Here is a 19,026-nt window from a genome sequence, read left to right as displayed (position 1 = left end):
TAATGATCGTCTCTACGGGTTAGATGACAATGATACTTTAAATGGTAACGATGGACAGGATCTCCTAGAAGGTGGAGATGGCGATGATGTGTTGTTGGGAGGAGCAGGAAATGAGCAAGGTTGGACTGGAAACTTTGACGGCGGAATTTACGGGGGTAATGGTAATGATACTCTACAAGGAACCAATAACGGTACAGGAGAATCTGATTATCTACAAGGAGGTTCAGGAGGCGATCGCTTTATCCTTGCAGATACTACAAAGACCTTCTATGATGACGGTAATAGCACCCTTCCGGGTGATAACGACTACGCGACAATTGCCGACTTTAACACCACTGATGATATTATTCAACTACGAGGTTCAAGTAGTAACTATCTGTTATCGGTTGATGGTTCTAATACTAAACTCTACATCAACAAACCAGGCAGCGAACCAGATGAACTTATTGCAGTTATCAACAATCAAACAGCATTAAGTCTAACTGCTAGTTATTTTAGCTATGTTTCTAGTCCGACTCTTCCCAGTATTACTCTTGCAGTTTCTCCCGCAAGTGTGACAGAAGACGGGACAACAAATCTGGTTTATACCTTCACTCGTAGCGGAGTAACAACTAATCCTTTAACAGTCAATTACACCCTCGGAGGGACAGGGACTCTTAATACCGATTACACTCGTACAGGGACTACCAATACTGTCACCTTTGCTGCTGGTTCATCCACTGCGACGGTAACCGTTGACCCCACTGCTGATGCTACAGTTGAAAGTAATGAAACTGTTATTTTAACCCTTGCTGCGGGGACAGGTTATACAGTAGGTACGACCACCCCAGTGACGGGAACAATTAATAATGATGACAGTGCCTCTATTTCAATCAATGACGTAACTGTTAGCGAAGGAAATAGCGGGACTACCAATGCAGTCTTTACCGTCACCCTTTCCAATCCAGTTGATACATCTGTCACCCTCAATTACTCTACAGCCAATGGAACCGCTACCACAGCAGATAATGATTATACGGCGATTGCTACTACTCCCTTAACCTTCAATGTTGGGGAGACTTCTAAGACGATTACTGTTGCTGTCAATGGCGATACTAAAGTTGAAAATAACGAGACTTTCTTCGTCAATCTGAGTAACTTACAAGCCAATGGTCGTAATGTTACGATAAACGATAATCAAGGACAAGGTACGATTAATAATGACGATAGCACTGTCACCTCGCAACTCTCCATCAACGACATCACCGTGGTGGAAGGTCAAAATAGTAATGCCATCCTCACTGTTACTGTCAATAACCCCAATCCACAACAAATTACTGTCAACTATACCACTACACCCATTAACGCTATCGCTAATGTAGATTACACTATCCAGACAGGAACCCTCACCATTGCTGCTAATACTTCCACTGCTACTATTAGCATTCCCATCCTCAATGATAACCTCAATGAACCTGATGAAGCTTTTACAGTAACCCTGTCAAATGCGGTTAATGCTACCATCAATCCCGACGAAGCAATTGGACAGGTAATTATTACTGACACCCTACAAAGCGCAATTACTCGCACCTTACCCACTAATGTGGAAAACCTCAGACTAATTGGCAGTAATAATATTAATGGTACAGGTAACGCTGCTAACAATAAAATTACCGGAAATAGCGGTAACAATATCCTCGCTGGTGCTAATGGTAACGATATTTACTGCTTCAATGCTTCAACCCCATTAGGAAGCGATACCATCCAAGAAACTACCACCGGCGGTATCGATACCCTCGACTTTACTGGGACAAATACCTCAGTAAGAGTTAACTTGGGGACTACTGCTGTCCAAACCGCCGTTACCAATAATCTAAGATTGACTTTTTCGGCAAATAACACCATCGAAAATATTATTGGTGATAGCGGTAATGATCGACTAACTGGGAATAGCCTTAATAATACTCTAACTGGTGGTGGTGGCAACGATCAATTAACTGGTCAAAACGGAAACGATAGTTTAATTGGTGGTTTTGGCGATGATTTACTCACCGGTGGTAATGGTAGCGATAATTTTATCTTCAATAGTAGTAATTTAGGCATCGATGCCATCAGCGATTTCACCCCCGGCAGTGATAAAATAGTATTAAGTAAAGCCATATTTACCGCCTTACAAAGTGTCATTGGCAATGGCTTCAGTCAACTGGCTGAATTTGCCAGCGTCGATGATGATGATTTAGTCGCCATTAGCAGCGCCTTTATCGTTTACAGTAACAGCAGTGGCAGTATTTACTACAATCAAAATGGTAGTGCTGCTGGCTTAGGAAGTGGCTCTGAATTTGCCAATTTGTTGACTGTTCCTACCCTGATAGCGGCTGATTTCACACTGATAAATTAACCTAGCCACACAGAGAAAAGGGGTTTCTTGGAGAAACCCTTTTTCTGGACTTGTGTTAAGGGTTACAGGTTCACCCATAGACTGACATCGAAAACAAAACACCCCAAGAGAGCGAGAGAGCAAAAACGAGGAAAATATTAAGAATTGTGTAAAAAGCTTGACAAATAGGCAAAAGTGCAGTAGGCGAAACCGAGGACTAAGCTAACCTGTGGATAGGATGCACAATCAGTATTCAGGTCTTGATTCGGTAGGGCCGGCACTCAAATTAATATTTGCAACCATAGAGAAAAGGTTATATAAATCTAACTAATCATTGACTTGAGTAATTGGTATTTTACAAATCCCTGAAAGCAAGTCACCATAGGAATTAAGCAAATGCAGTTCCGAATCAAATCCTGTGGGAGATAGAAATTATGGTTGCTTTAATCACCCCAAAACCCGCTAAAACCAGCCGTTTAACCACACAAATCCAAGAAATCGCCGAAAATACTTTTACCCTGCGCTGTTTGGATTGGGACCGCGATCGCTTTGATATCGAATTTGGTTTAGAAAACGGTACCACTTATAACTCTTTTGTTATTCAAGGGGAAAAAACCGCTCTCATTGATACATCTCACCGCAAATTCGATCGCCTTTATCTGGAGGAATTAACTAAACTAATCAACATCAATCATCTTGATTATTTAATTATCAGTCACACCGAACCCGACCACAGTGGTTTAGTCAAAGAAGTTTTAGAATTAGTCCCAGAAGTTACCGTGGTGGGGGCAAAAGTTGCCATGCAATTCCTCGAAAACATGGTACACAGACCCTTTAAACAGTTAATAGTTAAAAGTGGTGATACTTTAGATTTAGGTAATGGCCATGTTTTAGAATTTGTTGCGGCCCCTAATCTTCATTGGCCTGATACTATCTTCACTTTTGATGCTAAAACTGCCACCCTTTTTACCTGTGATGCCTTCGGAATGCACTTTTGTGATGATCAAACCTATGATCGAGAAAAAGACCTGCTAGAAGGCGATTTTCAAACCTATTATGACTGTCTGATGCGACCGAATGCTCGTTCAGTTTTAGGGGCAATTAAAAGAATCGAGAAATTTGAAATTAATCTCATTGCCACTGGTCACGGCCCCCTATTAAAACACCATATTTCTGATTGGGTGGGACGCTATCAAACTTGGAGTCAAGAACAAACTTCTGCTGATACTTTAGTGACTGTATTTTTTACCCAAGATTACGGACAAAGCGAACATTTAGCTACTATGATCAGTCAGGGTTTGAATAAAAATGATGTGGTGACAGAATTAGTCGATATGAATAATGCTGATCCCCACGAAGTCAGAGAATTGATCAATCAATCTAAGGGAGTTATCATCGGAATGCCTCCCCAATCTTCCCCGATTAACCAGACGATTTTAAGCACGATTATTGCTTCAATTAATGGGAAACAAGCGGTGGGATTATTTGAGTCAGGAGGTGGGGAAGATGAACCAATTTTCCCCTTAAGAAATAAATTACAGGAAATCGGGGCGATCGAAGCTTTTCCTCCTCTTTTAGTTAAAGACAATTCCAATCAATCCCTCGATTTGATTGCCGATGAAGCAGGAACCGACCTCGGCCAATGGTTAAGCCGAGAAAAAACGATTAAACAAATTAAATCGATTAATAACGACTTAGAAAAGGCTCTAGGACGTATTAGCACCGGATTGTACTTAATTACTTCCCAAAAAGCTGATTTATCCAGTGCCATGATTGCCTCTTGGGTGACACAAGCAAGTTTAAATCCTTTAGGTGTGGCGATTGCAGTGGCTAAAGATCGAGCAATGGTATCCTTTTTACAGCCTAGCGATACCTTTGTTTTAAATGTTTTGGCTGAGGATAATTACCAGAAATTAATGAAACATTTCCTCAAGCGTTTCTCTCCCGGTGCCAATCGTTTTGAAGGCATTAAAACCTATACTGCTAACAATGGATCACCAATTTTAGCCGATGCCTTAGCTTATATAGAATGTGAAGTAACCAGTCGTTTAGATTGCGGCGATCATTGGGTAGTTTATTGTACTGTTAATAGCGGACGAGTTGCCCGTTTAGATACCTTAACTGCTGTCCATCATCGCAAAGTTGGCAACCATTATTAACAGTTATCAGTTATCAGTTATCAGGAGGCAGGAGATTATTTTTATTTATTCTTCCCATCACCCTACTTCCCCACTTTCCTAACATCCAATTCTATCAATTTTAGGAGCAATAAAATGTACGAACCAATTAAAAAACCTTCCCCAATGATGGTGCGAGTAGTGCAAGTCTTAGAAATGATTCAAGATTTAATTGTCATTTCTCTCTGTATTGGTTTATTTAGCTTCATGGTGTTAGAAGTCAGAGAAATGTTTATGTCTCTGCTGCCACCGATTCAATTTCGGATTATTACCGCCGATATTTTATTCCTCTTAATTCTAGTAGAATTGTTCCGATTGTTAATTATTTATTTGCAAGAAAAACGAGTTTCTATCGGTGTTGCTGTGGAAGTTTCGATCGTCTCGGTTTTGCGAGAATTAATTGTCAGAGGAGTCCTAGAAACTAATTGGACACAAGTATTAGCCGCCTGTGCTTTTCTAATAGTTCTTGGCACATTAATGGTGTTAAGAGTTTGGCTTCCTCCCACCTTTGAAGGTATCGATCCCGAACAAAAAGTTTCGGAGCGTTATCGTCAACATTTAGTTAAAGAATTAACTGAAATAAACAGCAAAACTTAATCAGTTATCAGTTATCAGTTATCAGTACAACTAATAACCAAATTAACAACTATGACCACTACTACCTTAATTTCCAATCCTGCTATCAATAATCGCTCCCGCGATGTTCAAACCGCCGAAATTGCCGATCAAACTTGGGTTTTTCGCTCGCGTACTTGGGACAGATTAAAATTTGAAATAGAATATGCTCGTCAACGGGGAACCACCGCTAATTCCTATCTTATCCGGGGCGATAAAACCGCCTTAATCGATCCTCCCGGAGAATCCTTCACCGAAATTTATTTAGAAGAAATTCGTCAATATGTCCCCTTACATCGTCTCGATTATCTGATTCTCAGTCACGTTAATCCTAACCGTATCGTCACTTTAAGGGCATTATTAGCCGAAACCCATCAAATCACTATCCTCTGTTCTAAAGCTGCCGTCAATACCCTGAAAAATGCCTTGCCTGATGCCCAAATTTTGGGCATACGAACCGATGAAATCCTTGATTTAGGGCAGGGTCATCAACTCAGTTTTATTAATGTCCCTACCCCCCGCTGGCCTGATGGTATCTGCACTTTTGACCAAAAAACCCAAATTTTATACAGCGATAAATTCTTTAGTGTGCATCTGTGCAGTGACGATATTTGGGATAAAAATTGGAAAGAATTAGACGCAGATCGTCGTTATTATTTTGATTGTCTTCATGCCGTGCAATCTAAAACAGTAGAAACAGCCCTCGACAAAATTAAAGAATTTCCCGCCCAATATTATGCACCTGCCCACGGTCCGATAATTCGTTATAGTCTTAGTCGTCTTGCCCACGATTATCGCTATTGGTGTCAAGAACAAAAAACTCGACCCCTACAAGTGGCTTTATTATATGCTTCTGCCTACGGAAATACTGCCACCCTGTCCCGCTCGATCGAACGAGGATTATTAGAAAATGATCTGGCCGTAGAATCAATAAATTGTGAGTTTGCCACTCCTGCCGAAATTAGTCAAGCGATCGAAAATTGTGACGGATTTATTATCGGTTCTCCAACCTTAGCCGGTCACGCTCCTACCCAGATTCAAACCGCTTTAGGAATCGTTCTTTCCACGGCAGCAAAAACTAAATTAGCCGGGGTTTTTGGTTCCTACGGTTGGAGTGGAGAAGCGGTAGATTTAATTGAAACTAAACTCAAAGATGCCAATTATCGCCTCGGTTTTGAATCCTTGCGCGTGCGTTTTAACCCCACAGAAAGCAGTTTACAAGCAGGTTATTCAGCCGGAGAAACTTTTGCCCAGACCTTGAAAAAAACCAAAAAATTGCGGGTTCCCCAACAGGGAATGACCGAAACACAAATCGATCGCACTGCCCAGGCTGTTGGTCGGATCGTTGGTTCCCTTTCTGTTCTCACCACTCGTCAGGGCGAGGATCATGCTGGTTTCTTGACCTCTTGGGTATCCCAAGCCAGTTTTAACCCCCCGGGGCTAATTATCGCCGTTGCTGATGAACAAGCCGCCGATCGCCTAATTAACTCCGGAACCGTCTTCACCTTGAATATTCTCAAGGAAGGGCGCAATTTACGCCGCCATTTTTCCAATTGCATCAAATCCGGCAGCGATGTCTTTACGGAATTAGAAACCCAAGTCGGGGAAAATGGCTGTCTGATTTTAAGCGAAAGTCTCGCCTATCTGGAGTGTACGGTCAAAGAGCGACAACTCTGCGGCGATCGCTGGTTAGTCTATGCCACCGTCGAGCGGGGTCAAGTTTTGGATAGTAACGGTGTCACCGCCATCGGTCATCGTAAATCCGGTAGTCAGTACTAAAACTGGACTAGCGGGGCAAAGTTCCTGACTTTCCCCGTGTAATCAGCCTAGATTTCTGGGAAACATAGGTTATGTTAATATCCAAGGTTGTCCGATCGGGCCATTTTGTCTTTGTTTCCCCATGAAAAAATTGCCGCTAGTCCTATCGGTGGGGAGTGTCGCTTTATTGTTGGTGGGATGTCCAGCTTCTGACCAAGCTAATCAATCCCCACCACCCAGCCAAGAAACCCCCACCCCCTCTCCTAGTCCCCCGGCTGCCCAACCACCCGCCTTTAGCGGTGCTGTGCAACCGGCTACCGAACCAGCCACCCCAAAAGTACCCGGATTGATTCCCGCCACCGATCCCGACCAAAAACGGGCAGAAATTAATCGCGGTCGCAGGGATCCCTTTGCCCCCCTTCCCCTACAACCAAATATTACAATCACAGTGGCGGAAGAACCCCCGGGTGGGACTCCGGGGGCTACCACAGCCGGACCAGCAGCAATGGGCAATCCTCCCACCCCCGGACGACCGATAGTGAAAACGCCGCCACCACCACCGCAACCGACGGAAGCGGAAGAAGTGCAAGTATCGGGCATTCTCCGGTTGCCTACCACTCCTATGGCGATCGTGAAAGCCCCCGGAGAAGCCACGGAACGTCGAGTTATCCCCGGTTCTACCCTCTCTAATGGTTTAATTTTAGTTAAAGCGATCAACACCGATCCCGATAACCCCTATATTGTTCTACAACAAAGCGGTCGAACTATTACCCGTCGCCTAGGGGATGGTGTCCCCGAACCCGCCGCCGCACCGCAAGCCTCGATCAGCTATAATGTTTCCGAATCAGGAGAATAAAACCCGTGCGATCGATTGCTATTCAACAAAAACAAACCATTATTTATCCCCAAATGCCCTTGGCTATCTATCGAGAATTAGCCAGCCATTTACAACAGGTTCAGGGGGTCGAAACCCATCTCACTCCCCAGCAGTTCCAACAATTTGATTATCACCAAAGTCAGATCGGTAGTCTAGAAATTAACTATACCGAGACTTTTCAGGAAAGCGATCGCGCTCTGGTGACAGCAATTCTCGGTTATTATGCCCAACGTCACGGCTCCTATCAGCTTTCCTAAGCTTTCTCTCCTCACCTTTTCTGCTGATTACCGACTTTCTTCTTAAAAACTAAAGGTATTTTATAGGATTTATCTTAATGCTGGGGATGATGCCAGATATCGTCATACTTCATCTAAACTTAAGTAGGGTTTGCGGCAAAAAGTACGGGCGAAGCATTCGGATAGAAAATCTACGGTTTCACCGATAGGTTATTGCCCGAATGCTTCGCCCCTACAGGACGTAGGGTTCATTCATGAATCAACCCTACCTTTTATAAAAATTAAAATCTTTCTGATTTTAAGCCACCGACGACCAGAGGTAGTCACTGATAACTGCTCACTGATAACTGATAACTGATAACTGAAATGACCCTACCCAATTCCCTAGAAGAAACGATCCTGCAAGCGAAAGCCGCCACCCAACTGGCTCTAGAATCGGGAGCTAGACGCATACAAGTGGAATTAGTTATCCCAGAAATTGCTCTACAAGCGCAAGCTTTAGCCCTTGATTTTACCTCTATTTTTGACAGTTATGGTTCTGGTTTAAGGGTAATTTTTCCCGATACTGGAGCCGCCATGTTAGCTCGACGGGATTGGGGAGAAACAGTTTTTCAACTGGGAGATTTAGGTAGTCGTTTTATTCCCGTCGAAAACAAAATTAAGCCCGAAGATGAAGCTTTTTTAGTTGTTTGTCCCTCCTCGGTGGAGATTAATTCCGTAGAAAAACTCTGTTACCTTGCCGAAGATCGTCCCGTAGTTCTTCTAATTCCTCAATTAGAAGATGTATCGGTAGTGGGTATCGGTTACGCAGCCCGACAATTGCGAGAAAGATTTTTAAGTATCCTAGAAAGTTGTTATTATTTTCGTCCCTTGGAATCAGCGATCGTGTATCGTTCCTATCCCTCTTTGTGGCAAGTTTGGCTCGAAAAAGAAGACGGTTACGAGTTAATTTCCGAACAATCCACTAAACCCATGGGCGAAGCTTTAGAAAATCTGATTCTGAAAGCTTCTAGCAATAATCCCGATGATAGTTCTAATCCTGCTAACAAAGCCAAAAAGTCGGGTTTATTTGCTACTATGGGACGCTTCTTAAAAGCATTACAACAGTGACATACTCCCCCCGTCAAGCTACGCTGTGACGGGGGATTATTTCCCCATTGCTGTTAGAAATTCTTGCCTCTACAGATTGACCTCGATTGCAACTTTTATCCTTCTATTTTAACCGATCATTTGGCAATGCTATAATAAAATTAATCGGTAGTTTCCCTAGAGGTAAACTTTTATGATCGTCAATAAGCGAGAACTCAAACAAGCCTTAAATCGGGTGTACTTAAAAATCAAGCCTGATACTGAAACAATTCAGGTTTTTCAAGCTAATTTAACGCGCTTGTTGGAGCAATGTGACAGCAAAAAGTCCGAAGAGTTTAATAAAAATTTGCTGATAGATTTTTTAAAAAATACCTATTATACCGATCGCTATTTTATCAATACAAAAGAGCGCATTGATCTGGTGATTCATAATAACCAGGATGTTAAAAGTCCAGTGGGGGTCATTTTTGAGACTAAGAAACCTACCCGGACAATAAATGCAGAAATGCCAAGACTGGATAATCTCAACACTAAGGCTTTTCAGCAGTTAGTTTTATATTTTCTCCGCGAAAGGGTGACGGATAAAAATCTTGAGATTAAACACTTGATCGTGACAAATATTTATGAGTGGTTTATTTTCGATGGCAAAATTTTTGAAGAGTTGTTTTTTGCTAATAAGGCTCTAGTTAACCAGTTTTGCGATTTTGAAGCAGGGAGACTGAGTAGTACGAAAACGGATTTTTTCTATCAACAAATTGCCGAACCAGCAATCACTAAAGTTATTGAGCAAATTAAGTTTACTCATTTTGATCTGCGAGATTTGGAAAATTTAGATTTGCTTGATATTTACAAGATTCTTTCGCCAGAACATTTACTTAAGTTACCTTTTATTAATGACAGTAATACTTTAAATAAGCCTTTTTATAATGAGCTTTTGTATATTATCGGTTTGACGGAAATTAAGGATAAAGGGAAGAAGTTAATCGGACAAATGAAAGAAGGCGATCGCTGTGATGGTTCCCTGATTGAAAATGCGATTAGTCGGTTGGATAGTTTAGATAAAATTGCACAATTAAAAAATCCTGAAGAGTTTGGAACTACGGATGAGGAACGGCTTTATAATGTGGCGTTGCGGTTATCAATTAATTGGATTAATCGGGTTTTATTTCTCAAACTATTGGAAGCGCAATTAATTAAATATCATCAAGGCGATCGAGATTTTGCTTTTCTCAATTTGGCGAAAGTTCCCAGTTATGATGATCTCGATAGTTTGTTTTTTGATGTGTTAGCCAGGGAGACAAATAAGCGCGAGGCTAAGGTTAAAACGACTTTTGCTCATGTACCTTATTTAAATAGTTCGCTATTTGAGCCAACGGAGACGGAACAGCAAACGATTTTTATTGGCAATTTGCGGGAGCGAACTTTACCCATTTTTACAGCGACGGTGCTAAAAGATAATCAGGGTAATAAGCGAGTAGGTGAGTTAAATGCGTTGGCTTATTTGTTTGAGTTTTTGGATGCTTATAAATTTGATCGAGATGAGTTAGAAAATCCTCAAGAAGATAGCGAAAAGTTAATTAATGCTTCGGTGTTGGGGTTAATTTTTGAAAAGATTAATGGTTATAAGGACGGTTCTTTTTATACACCGAGTTTTATTACCATGTATATGTGTCGGGAAACGATACGAAGAGCGATCGTGCAGAAGTTTAATGAAGTAAAAGGCTGGAATTGTCAAACTTTAGATGATTTGTATGAACGAATTGAGGATAAAAGAGAGGCGAATACTATTATTAATAGCCTGAAGATTTGCGATCCGGCGGTGGGTTCGGGACATTTTTTAGTTTCAGCTTTGAATGAGATAATCGCGATTAAGAGTGAGTTACGGGTTTTATTAGATAGTTCGGGTAAGTCGCTAAAAGATTATCGGGTAGAGGTGCGAAACGATAAGTTATTGGTTTATGATGATGAGGGGAATTTATTTGCTTATCATCCGAATAATAAAGAAAAGCAACGGGTACAGCAAGCCTTATTTCATGAGAAACAGACGATTATCGAGGGGTGTTTATTTGGGGTGGATATTAATCCTAATTCCGTGACGATTTGTCGCTTGCGGTTATGGATTGAGCTTTTAAAAAATGCTTATTATCGAGAGGATGGCAATTTAGAAACTTTGCCAAATATTGATATTAATATCAAGTGTGGTAATTCTTTGATTAGTCGCTTTGCTTTGGATGTGGATGTTAAACAGGTTTTACAGAAGCAGAAGTTTAGTATTGAGGAATATCGCAATGCGGTACAGACTTATCGCAATGCGGAAAATAAGGAACAAAAGCGGGAGATGGAAACGCTGATTGCTAAGATTAAGGCTGGGTTTAGTGCTAATTTATTAATTAGTGATCCTAAGAAGGTGAAGTTACGTCAATTACAAGGGGAACTTTATAATCTGGAAAATCAGGGTTTATTGTTTGAGGAGACTAAGACGGAGCAAAAAGCGCGGGAGAAAAAAGTAACTAAGTTAAATAATGAGATTGATAAGCTAACTGCTGAAATTGCAGATATTGAAAGCGGTAAGCTGTATAATAATGCTTTAGAATGGCGGTTTGAGTTTCCCGAAGTTTTGAATGATGACGGGGATTTTGTTGGGTTTGATGTTGTAATTGGGAATCCTCCTTATGTTTATAGAAATGCTGACATTGAGAATGTTAAGGAATATTTTAACAGTAATTTTTATAATACATCAGGTAATTATGAATTGTATAAGTTCTTCATTGAGCAATCACTTAAAATCACTAAACAGAATGGCTTTAATTCTTTAATTACTAACTCATCTTTCCTTCTTCAAACATCATTCGACAAAACAAGAAAGTTTCTTTTAGAAAATTCCACACTTAAAAATATTGTTCCGCTTGGTGGTTCAGTGTTTGAAGAAGCTACAGTAGACTCTGCGATATATATTCTTCAGAAGTTAAAATACAATGGTGAAAAAACAAGCGTAATTAATCCGCAAAAACCAATTGATGTGGCTACAACTCCAGCATATACTCTGAAACAGGATAGATTTTTGTCAAATGAGTTTTTAGTATTTGACTATTTACTAAATGACGAAGAATATAATATTGTAAATAAACTACTCTCAAATTTTCCAAAAATTGAAACGGGTTATGACTTTGGGGTCGGTATAAATACAGGTTATATAAAAGACGAGTTAACATCAGAAACAAAACTTGATAAAAGATACCATCCAATGGTTCCAGGAACGGGAGTATCAAAATATGGTAATATCAAGACAGAAGGCTACATAATGTATGACAAAGAGTTTGTAAAAAGCAAAGGCAAGTTGGGTAGAACTTTGCCAGATGAAAAGTTTTTTACAGAACCAAAAATATTAATTGTGCGGACAAGAAATATTTCTCTAAAGGAAAGAATAATTGCTTCGATTGATTATAACAAAAAATATAACCTCAATAGAATTTCAAACATAATTTTAAAAGGCAATAATTCACTTGAAGGTCTTTTGGGTATATTAAATTCTAAGCTTTTTAATTGGCTTTATTCAAAGAGATATTTCGATTATGAAATAAAACCAATCTATTTACGAAACTCGCCCCTTTGTGACACCAACAACAAAGAACTTAACCGACTTGTCAAAGAGATTATTTCAATAAGAAATGCAGACGAAAAAGCTGATATTTCCAAAATCACAGATGCCATAGACAAATTAGTTTACAAACTCTATCAACTCACCTATAATGAAGTAAAAATCATTGATCCAGAATTTGCCCTAACAGAACAAGAATATCTGGACTTACCCTAATTTATTCCCTTACACCCCCGATGTCCTGTAGGGCTAATTCATGAATTAGCCCTACAATGGTTGTTGTCAAATTGAAAGATGCTGGGAATCAGCTTTGCCTTTTGCCTTGTGCCTTTTGCCTCGTCTCAACAAGCAATTTCAATGCTTGACAGCTTAATTTCTGGCCAACTAGCTACCACCGAGGCCAATTTATCCAAATCCCGACGATCTTCGATAAAGGGAAAAACACCTAAAACCGGACAATTAGTCAAGGATTGAATTAAATCGATCGGTGTTAACTGCTCTATCTCCGTCTCCGTGCGCGGTTCGAGACAATTAAGGATAATTCCGCCCAAATTGACCTTTTTCTGCTCTGCCAGGGCAATATTAGCCACCGTTTGGGAAATCGCCCCCAATTTCACCGGCACCACCAAAAGCGTTTTTAACCGCCATTGAGCCGCTAAATCCGCCAAAGTTAGCTCGTAAGTGACAGGACAACCTAAACCCCCCAAACCCTCAATTAAAACCAAATCTTGGCTTTTTTGTAGGTTCAGCAGAGCTTGCCACACCGTCCCCAAAGGAATATTTCGACCTTCCAAATCAGCAGCCACAGGAGGCGCTAAGGGTGCTTGATATTGCAGCGGTGTGATCATTTCTAATTGACCCTGAAATAAGCCCTCATACCATTCTCGATCGCCTTGACCCGTTTGCATTAATTTCATCAGACCCAAGGCCTTGGATGGATAGTATTTTTGCCAATAAGCCACTAAAGCAGTGGTGACAACGGTTTTACCCGCATCGGTATCCGTAGCCGCAATCAAAAGACTATTCATAAAACTCCCAGGCTCAGTCAAGATCAGGTGAAATCACCAGCATTTATTATCTTATCCCCCATCACCCCACTTCCCCATCACCCCACACCCGTTCGGACTTCGGCGTGAGACTTCGGCGTGAGACTTCGGCGTGAGACTTCGGCGTGAGCTCAGTCGAACGCTCAGTCGAACGCTCAGTCGAACGCTCAGTCGAACGCTCAGTCGAACGCTCGGTCGAACGCTCGGTCGAACGCTCGGTCGAACGCTCGGTCGAACGCTGAGCTCACGGCCGAAGCCTGTCTCCTGTCTCGACTAGGAAATCAATTTTGCACGACTACTTAATATTTATAACTTACAATTCAGAATATAGCTCGATAGGAGGAACAATCCAATGCTATCAGAAAATGAAAAAAGAATTAAAGAGTTATGTCAAGAGTTAGGGCAATGTCTTTATAAACAATCCCAAGTTGAGGAATTTAATAACTTGGCAGAGATAGAGGAGACTGTTAGAGATTTAATGATTGAGTATGTCAACCCAGAAATCGGTATTTTTTTGTCAAAACAAGCACTGGAGAAACCGTCGGTCGGATGAGAAAAGTGAAAAGTATTTTGGGGGAATTAGCAATTACAGAAAAACAAGCAAAAAAATTAGATATAAAGTCTCGGACTCAGATGAGTCCAATGTTAGAGAAGAACTGTTTGCTATTAAGTGGCGATGAATCCTACGAGAAATCGGCGCAGAAAATCAAATCATTGACAGGGATTGCTGTTTCTCACAGTACCCAACAACGCCTCGTACATCGCTATGCTTTTGAAGAATTACCGTCTAACCCAGAAGTAGAAGTGGAAGAAATGAGCCTAGATGGCGGTAAGGTACGACTAAGAACTGCCAAGGGAAAAGCCTTAATTTGGCGTGATTATAAAGCAGTGAGTTTTCATCAACTGGGGGTAGCGGCTTTTTTTCAAGATAACTCAGCTTTGTTAGATTTGGTTAATTCTCAAGTTTTGGCTAAACCTTTAATTTGTTTAGGAGATGGACATGATGGTATCTGGAATTTATTTGGTCAGATAGGAGAGAAACAGGAAAGAATTGAAATTTTGTACTGGTATCATTTAATCGAAAACCTCTATAAAGTTGGCGGGTCATTCCAGGGAATTGAGGAGGTAAAATGTTTTCTCTGGAAGGGGGACGTGGACGCGGCTATCTCTTGTGCGCGAAGGATGCTCAGAGCCTCAAGTTGAGAATTTTATTATTTATTTGAACAAGCATAAACATCGAATTGTCAATTATGGTTATTTTCAAGAAGAGTGGATTTCCATTGGTTCTGGCTCCGGGTCATCTCAGGTGAAACAAATTGGGTTTCGTGTTAAAATTGCTGGCGCAAGTTGGAATTCTGGCAATGTACCGCAAGTCCTTCGTCATCGCTGTGCCTATCTGAATGGTTCTCTTTTTTAACTTTTTTATTGACCTCACCTTTGCATTAAGCATTTATGCAAAGGTGAGATGCTCCCCTATTAAACAATTGGGTGACATCTTCATAAAGATTTCCTTGATTAGCTTTCAATGCTAATACATAATCAGCGCCTTGCTCAATAATTGTAGAGGCAATTTCAGTTTGACATCCCATGGCATCAATACTTACTAAACAACCTCGAATTTCTCAAATCTTCAATAATTCAGGAATAGCAGTAATCTCATGGGATTTTTCAGCGATTTTTCGTTGACCAAGTACCAAATGATTAGTGGCTGACCAGACACTTACCATAGGAATTAAACTGCGGTTATTTCCTCGTTCTTTTGCCCCTCGTAAGGTTTTCCCGTCCACATTTAAGAGTTCTCCATTGGTCACCTGATGAACCGCTTGCATCCAACTAATAAAGCATGACTGGAGTTCTTCTGATTTTAAACGGGCAAATAATCGGATCAATGTATCATGAGAGGGAATCCCATTAGGCAGAGCTAGAAAAGTTTTTAGCCATTCATATTTGGTTATACCATAGGCAGCAACTGCTTCCCAGTTGTTCGCCCCACAAATGGTTGCACAGATATTAATCGCAATAATATCTATCAGCAAATGCTCAATGTTGTGTAACGCTCCAGGGTCTTTTAGAGTGCCAAAGTGTTTTTCAATCAGGGCTGTTAGTGATGAACATTTGTCCGTTAACATTGTTTTGTGCGAACCTGTAAATAGATAGTTAATATTCTGTATACTAACTTGAAAAATTTAATATTTATCTCCTAATTGCTATTCCATGAGGATATCTTGTAGATTTATTGCGTATCTTCAAGAATTGTGTGCGATTGCCCGGGCTACCTAACGAGCATATATAAACGAGCATATATAATAATGAAGAGAATAAAATGCTTGACGAAACTCATTAGATCGGAGAAAGGAGGTCAGTCATGGATCTGGTACAGTTTATGGTAGTTATCATCGTGGTTGGGGTTCTATTGTGGCTCGTGAACAACTACATTCCGATGGACAGCAAGATCAAGCAAATCCTGAACATTGTGGTTGTCATCGCCCTCGTTTTGTGGATTCTTAAGGTGTTCGGATTGCTGAGTTTTCTCAAGGGAATTCGTATCGGTAGGTGAGTGATGTTCTAGACGGAAGGAAAGGTTGAATTATTATGGATCTGATGTCCATCACACTGGTGGTGCGCTGGCTAATAGGCTGGGGATTGATGTGGCGGTTGCCGCGACTTCCAGACCTTTCAGTCGTCGGTTCGCCTAAAGTCTCGGTCTTGATTCCGGCGAGGAATGAAGAGAGTACCCTCCCTAATTTGCTAACAGCCTTAAAGCAGCAAACATTCAAGCCCTACGAAATCATTGTCATCGATGACCAGTCCGCCGATGCTACCCCACAGATCGCCGAACAGGCCGGGGTGAAAGTAGTGCAGACTAGCCCTTTGCCCACAGGTTGGACAGGGAAAAACTGGGCACTCAAAACCGGATATGCAGCCTCATCTGGCGATATTCTCGTCTTTCTCGATGCCGACACTGAGCCAGGGGAGGAGCTGCTCCGCAGGCTGGTGGCAACTGTTCAACACTTAGGTGGTCTGGTCTCAGTTCAGCCCTATCACCGCACTGAACGCCCCTACGAACTGTTAGCGGTTCTGTTCAATCTCGTCGGCTTGATGGCCGTCAAACTGGGAGCAAGAGGTGGTGTGGCTTTTGGACCGGCTATGGCTACCAGCAAGGATGACTATGAGCGGGTCGGCGGCCACGACGCTGTGGCAGGATATGTTGTAGAAGACTGGTTCATGGCTCATATTTATGAGAGTGCGGGACTGCCAGTGAGTGCATACATTGGTCATGGCCAACTGGACTATCGGATGTACCCCGGCGGGCTGCGGGACCTGGTTGTTGGTTTCGACAAAAACTTTGCAACGGCAGCAGGGGAAGTCTCTTGGCTGCGGATGCTGGCCGTTGTGTTCTGGCTTTCAGGGTTGTTCTGGGCGGCTTGGTGTCTGCCCGCATCCCTATTTGGCTGGCCGATTGTCGGGAATTCATCCTTACTATATAACGTACTGCTTTATCTTGCCTTCGCCATACAGTTAGCCATAATTGTATGGCCAGTGGGTTCATTCGGAACAATCGTCTTTTTCTTCCCCATTCCGGTTGCCTTCTTCATTGCAGTGTTCCTGCTGGCAATTCTGAATCTCGAACGTGGTCAAATCGAATGGAAAGGACGAAGGATAAGTACCCGATGGCAAGGTGAATGAATGAGATTATCTATACTACAGTTACCGGATGGGGTAATTGTCGGGCTTTGTGTGGTCGGTTGGACAGCCTGGTCACTTTTGATCGGTTTTGTCGGTCATCGACTTCCCCTGAAATTCCTAGAAACGGACACCTGCCTGACCCGGCCACGACCCTGGGGGGAAGATAGACAATGGTACAATCGGGTACTGCGGATCAAGCGATGGAAGGATCGGTTGCCAGAAGCAGGGGATTTCTTCCCAGGAGGTTTTCGCAAAACATCCGTTGGCGGTGGGGACTGTGCCGTAATGTCCCGTTTTTTGGCTGAAACCCGTCGCGCGGAATACGTTCACATCGCCATCTGGCTGTTTTGGTTAGTGACGATGCTCTGGACTCCTGGCTGGGGTGTGCTGGTAAACCTCGCCGTGGGAACAGCCTTCAACCTGCCTTGTTTATGGGTGCAGCGTTACAATCGGCTTCGGCTCCAGCATCTGCTCGTATTGAAAGGACAGGGAAAAACGATATGCTAAAGTATGAGCTTGGCTGTGAATTAACCTACAGCATTGAGCAAGCAAGCACTCTAATTCTTAATGTTGCTATTGTCAGCAACAACCATCAGATTATTGTTCAGGAAGACCTCCATTCTAACTCTCAACGGTCGATTGAGGAATACATCACTTCTGTCAGTGGAAATCGATACTTTCGACTCAATGCCCCTCCTGGCAATTTGCAAATTTCCTATCGAGCAACCGTTGGCTTATCTCCTTATTATTCAGACCCCAGTACGATTTTTGAAGTAAAGCCAGCCGATTTACCCCTCGATATCTTGTACTATCTTTATCCGAGTCGTTACTGTCAGTCAGATCGATTATTGCGCTTTGTCGCGGCTGAATTTGGCCATTTAGTCCCTGGTTATTCCAGGGTGACAGCTATCTGTAACTGGATTTATGACAATGTTTTGTATCTCTCTGGTAGCAGTGATTCTTTAACTTCTGCTTGCGATACAGCGATAGAAAGGGTAGGCGTTTGTCGTGATTTTGCCCATTTAGGCATTGCTTTTTGTCGAGCTTTGAACATTCCGGCACGCTTTGTTTCCGGCTACGCCTATGGTTTAAATCCCCCCGATTTTCATGCCTGGTTTGAGGCTTATCTAGGGGGTCGCTGGTATCTTTTCGATCCTACCCGCCTTGTGCCTCAGAGCGGGCTAATTCGCGTTGGCACAGGACGAGATGCCGCCGATGTTTCTTTTGCCACTATTTTTGGTCCGGTACAAATGAATCAGATGAGGCTTTTTATGGACTACTTACCCGATGCCAAGCCGATTTCCGAGAATATTTTGATACCGACAACAGAGGCGATCGCCATCTCTTGAGCGTACCCCAGTCAGGTATTGTAAAGTTTTGTAAAAAGTATATGCAAATGACTGCAAACAACTGCTAATATGGTTAGTGCAAGTTTACATTGCAGTTCACATGAAACTATCAGATTATGCTAAGAAAAAAGGGATCAGTTATGACACTGCTTGGAGAATGTGGAATCGAGGGCAGTTACAAGGAGAACGTCTTCCTACAGGAACAATTATTATTTTTGAAGATGACCGTTCTTGCGGT

The 19,026-nt window shown here is 42.0% G+C and carries 13 protein-coding genes and 3 pseudogenes; 14 read left to right on the top strand and 2 right to left on the bottom strand.

Features of this window, described 5'->3' with window-relative positions:
- The 8 genes from IM462_RS05215 to IM462_RS05180 form a co-directional block, all read left to right on the top strand.
- Positions 1-2,377 (top strand): Calx-beta domain-containing protein (locus tag IM462_RS05215; RefSeq protein WP_287701301.1); only part of this gene is annotated, 2,377 nt, incomplete at its 5' end.
- Between the two features lie 413 nt (positions 2,378-2,790).
- The gene (locus tag IM462_RS05210; protein WP_287701299.1) at positions 2,791-4,515 is read left to right on the top strand and encodes a diflavin flavoprotein; all 1,725 of its coding nucleotides are present in this window, start codon (positions 2,791-2,793) and stop codon (positions 4,513-4,515) included.
- A gap of 114 nt (positions 4,516-4,629) precedes the next feature.
- On the top strand, positions 4,630-5,130 hold the full coding sequence (locus IM462_RS05205; protein WP_002769278.1) for a phosphate-starvation-inducible PsiE family protein: 501 nt from the start codon (positions 4,630-4,632) through the stop codon (positions 5,128-5,130).
- A gap of 51 nt (positions 5,131-5,181) precedes the next feature.
- Positions 5,182-6,927 carry a diflavin flavoprotein gene (locus tag IM462_RS05200; RefSeq protein WP_287701297.1) on the top strand — a complete coding sequence of 582 codons (1,746 nt, stop codon included), beginning with the start codon at positions 5,182-5,184 and terminating at the stop codon, positions 6,925-6,927.
- 121 nt (positions 6,928-7,048) lie between these two features.
- Positions 7,049-7,762, top strand: coding sequence for a hypothetical protein (locus IM462_RS05195; protein ID WP_287701295.1), 714 nt, complete (start codon positions 7,049-7,051; stop codon positions 7,760-7,762).
- Positions 7,763-7,767: 5 nt separating this feature from the next.
- Positions 7,768-8,040 (top strand): hypothetical protein, encoded by a 273-nt coding sequence (locus IM462_RS05190; protein WP_194014630.1) that lies wholly within the window; start codon positions 7,768-7,770, stop codon positions 8,038-8,040.
- 345 nt (positions 8,041-8,385) lie between these two features.
- The gene (locus IM462_RS05185; RefSeq protein WP_271953361.1) at positions 8,386-9,129 is read left to right on the top strand and encodes a DUF1995 family protein; all 744 of its coding nucleotides are present in this window, start codon (positions 8,386-8,388) and stop codon (positions 9,127-9,129) included.
- Between the two features lie 172 nt (positions 9,130-9,301).
- Positions 9,302-12,922 (top strand): type IIG restriction enzyme/methyltransferase, encoded by a 3,621-nt coding sequence (locus IM462_RS05180; protein WP_287701292.1) that lies wholly within the window; start codon positions 9,302-9,304, stop codon positions 12,920-12,922.
- A 125-nt stretch (positions 12,923-13,047) separates the two neighbouring features.
- Here the strand turns inward: IM462_RS05180 and bioD are convergent, their stop codons facing one another.
- Positions 13,048-13,734 (bottom strand): dethiobiotin synthase, encoded by a 687-nt coding sequence (bioD, locus tag IM462_RS05175; RefSeq protein ID WP_287701290.1) that lies wholly within the window; start codon positions 13,732-13,734, stop codon positions 13,048-13,050.
- A 370-nt stretch (positions 13,735-14,104) separates the two neighbouring features.
- Between bioD and IM462_RS05170 the strand changes: the two are divergent.
- Positions 14,105-15,169, top strand: a pseudogene (locus tag IM462_RS05170) (ISKra4 family transposase).
- A 37-nt stretch (positions 15,170-15,206) separates the two neighbouring features.
- On the opposite strand, the pseudogene IM462_RS05165 reads toward IM462_RS05170, so the two are convergent.
- A pseudogene (locus tag IM462_RS05165) lies at positions 15,207-15,881 on the bottom strand (ISAs1 family transposase); the annotation flags it as partial.
- Between the two features lie 236 nt (positions 15,882-16,117).
- Between IM462_RS05165 and IM462_RS20960 the strand changes: the two are divergent.
- The 5 genes and pseudogenes from IM462_RS20960 to IM462_RS05145 all read left to right on the top strand — a co-directional run.
- Positions 16,118-16,309 (top strand): Thivi_2564 family membrane protein, encoded by a 192-nt coding sequence (locus IM462_RS20960; RefSeq protein ID WP_016515447.1) that lies wholly within the window; start codon positions 16,118-16,120, stop codon positions 16,307-16,309.
- A 35-nt stretch (positions 16,310-16,344) separates the two neighbouring features.
- Positions 16,345-17,439, top strand: a complete 1,095-nt coding sequence (locus IM462_RS05160) for a glycosyltransferase family 2 protein (RefSeq protein ID WP_002803212.1) — start codon at positions 16,345-16,347, stop codon at positions 17,437-17,439.
- The gene (locus tag IM462_RS05155) at positions 17,440-17,946 is read left to right on the top strand and encodes a glycosyl-4,4'-diaponeurosporenoate acyltransferase CrtO family protein (protein ID WP_002799014.1); all 507 of its coding nucleotides are present in this window, start codon (positions 17,440-17,442) and stop codon (positions 17,944-17,946) included.
- Complete coding sequence (locus IM462_RS05150; RefSeq protein ID WP_004159260.1) at positions 17,940-18,788, top strand: transglutaminase-like domain-containing protein; 849 nt, start codon at positions 17,940-17,942, stop codon at positions 18,786-18,788. The genes IM462_RS05155 and IM462_RS05150 overlap by 7 nt, the downstream gene beginning before the upstream one ends.
- Positions 18,789-18,888: 100 nt before the next feature.
- Positions 18,889-19,026: pseudogene (locus tag IM462_RS05145) on the top strand (IS607 family transposase); the annotation flags it as partial.

The organism is Microcystis sp. M144S2, from assembly GCF_020246065.1.
GTDB lineage: Bacteria > Cyanobacteriota > Cyanobacteriia > Cyanobacteriales > Microcystaceae > Microcystis > Microcystis ichthyoblabe_A.
This window is presented reverse-complemented; position numbering and strand designations above follow the sequence as displayed.

Coding starts and splice junctions, on each gene's coding strand:
- IM462_RS05185 (WP_271953361.1), top strand. CDS start 8,386: ATGACCCTACCCAATTCCCTAGAAGAAACGATCCTGCAAGCGAAAGCC.
- IM462_RS05195 (WP_287701295.1), top strand. CDS start 7,049: ATGAAAAAATTGCCGCTAGTCCTATCGGTGGGGAGTGTCGCTTTATTG.
- IM462_RS20960 (WP_016515447.1), top strand. CDS start 16,118: ATGGATCTGGTACAGTTTATGGTAGTTATCATCGTGGTTGGGGTTCTA.
- bioD (WP_287701290.1), bottom strand. CDS start 13,734: ATGAATAGTCTTTTGATTGCGGCTACGGATACCGATGCGGGTAAAACC.
- IM462_RS05160 (WP_002803212.1), top strand. CDS start 16,345: ATGGATCTGATGTCCATCACACTGGTGGTGCGCTGGCTAATAGGCTGG.
- IM462_RS05210 (WP_287701299.1), top strand. CDS start 2,791: ATGGTTGCTTTAATCACCCCAAAACCCGCTAAAACCAGCCGTTTAACC.
- IM462_RS05205 (WP_002769278.1), top strand. CDS start 4,630: ATGTACGAACCAATTAAAAAACCTTCCCCAATGATGGTGCGAGTAGTG.
- IM462_RS05180 (WP_287701292.1), top strand. CDS start 9,302: ATGATCGTCAATAAGCGAGAACTCAAACAAGCCTTAAATCGGGTGTAC.
- IM462_RS05155 (WP_002799014.1), top strand. CDS start 17,440: ATGAGATTATCTATACTACAGTTACCGGATGGGGTAATTGTCGGGCTT.
- IM462_RS05200 (WP_287701297.1), top strand. CDS start 5,182: ATGACCACTACTACCTTAATTTCCAATCCTGCTATCAATAATCGCTCC.
- IM462_RS05150 (WP_004159260.1), top strand. CDS start 17,940: ATGCTAAAGTATGAGCTTGGCTGTGAATTAACCTACAGCATTGAGCAA.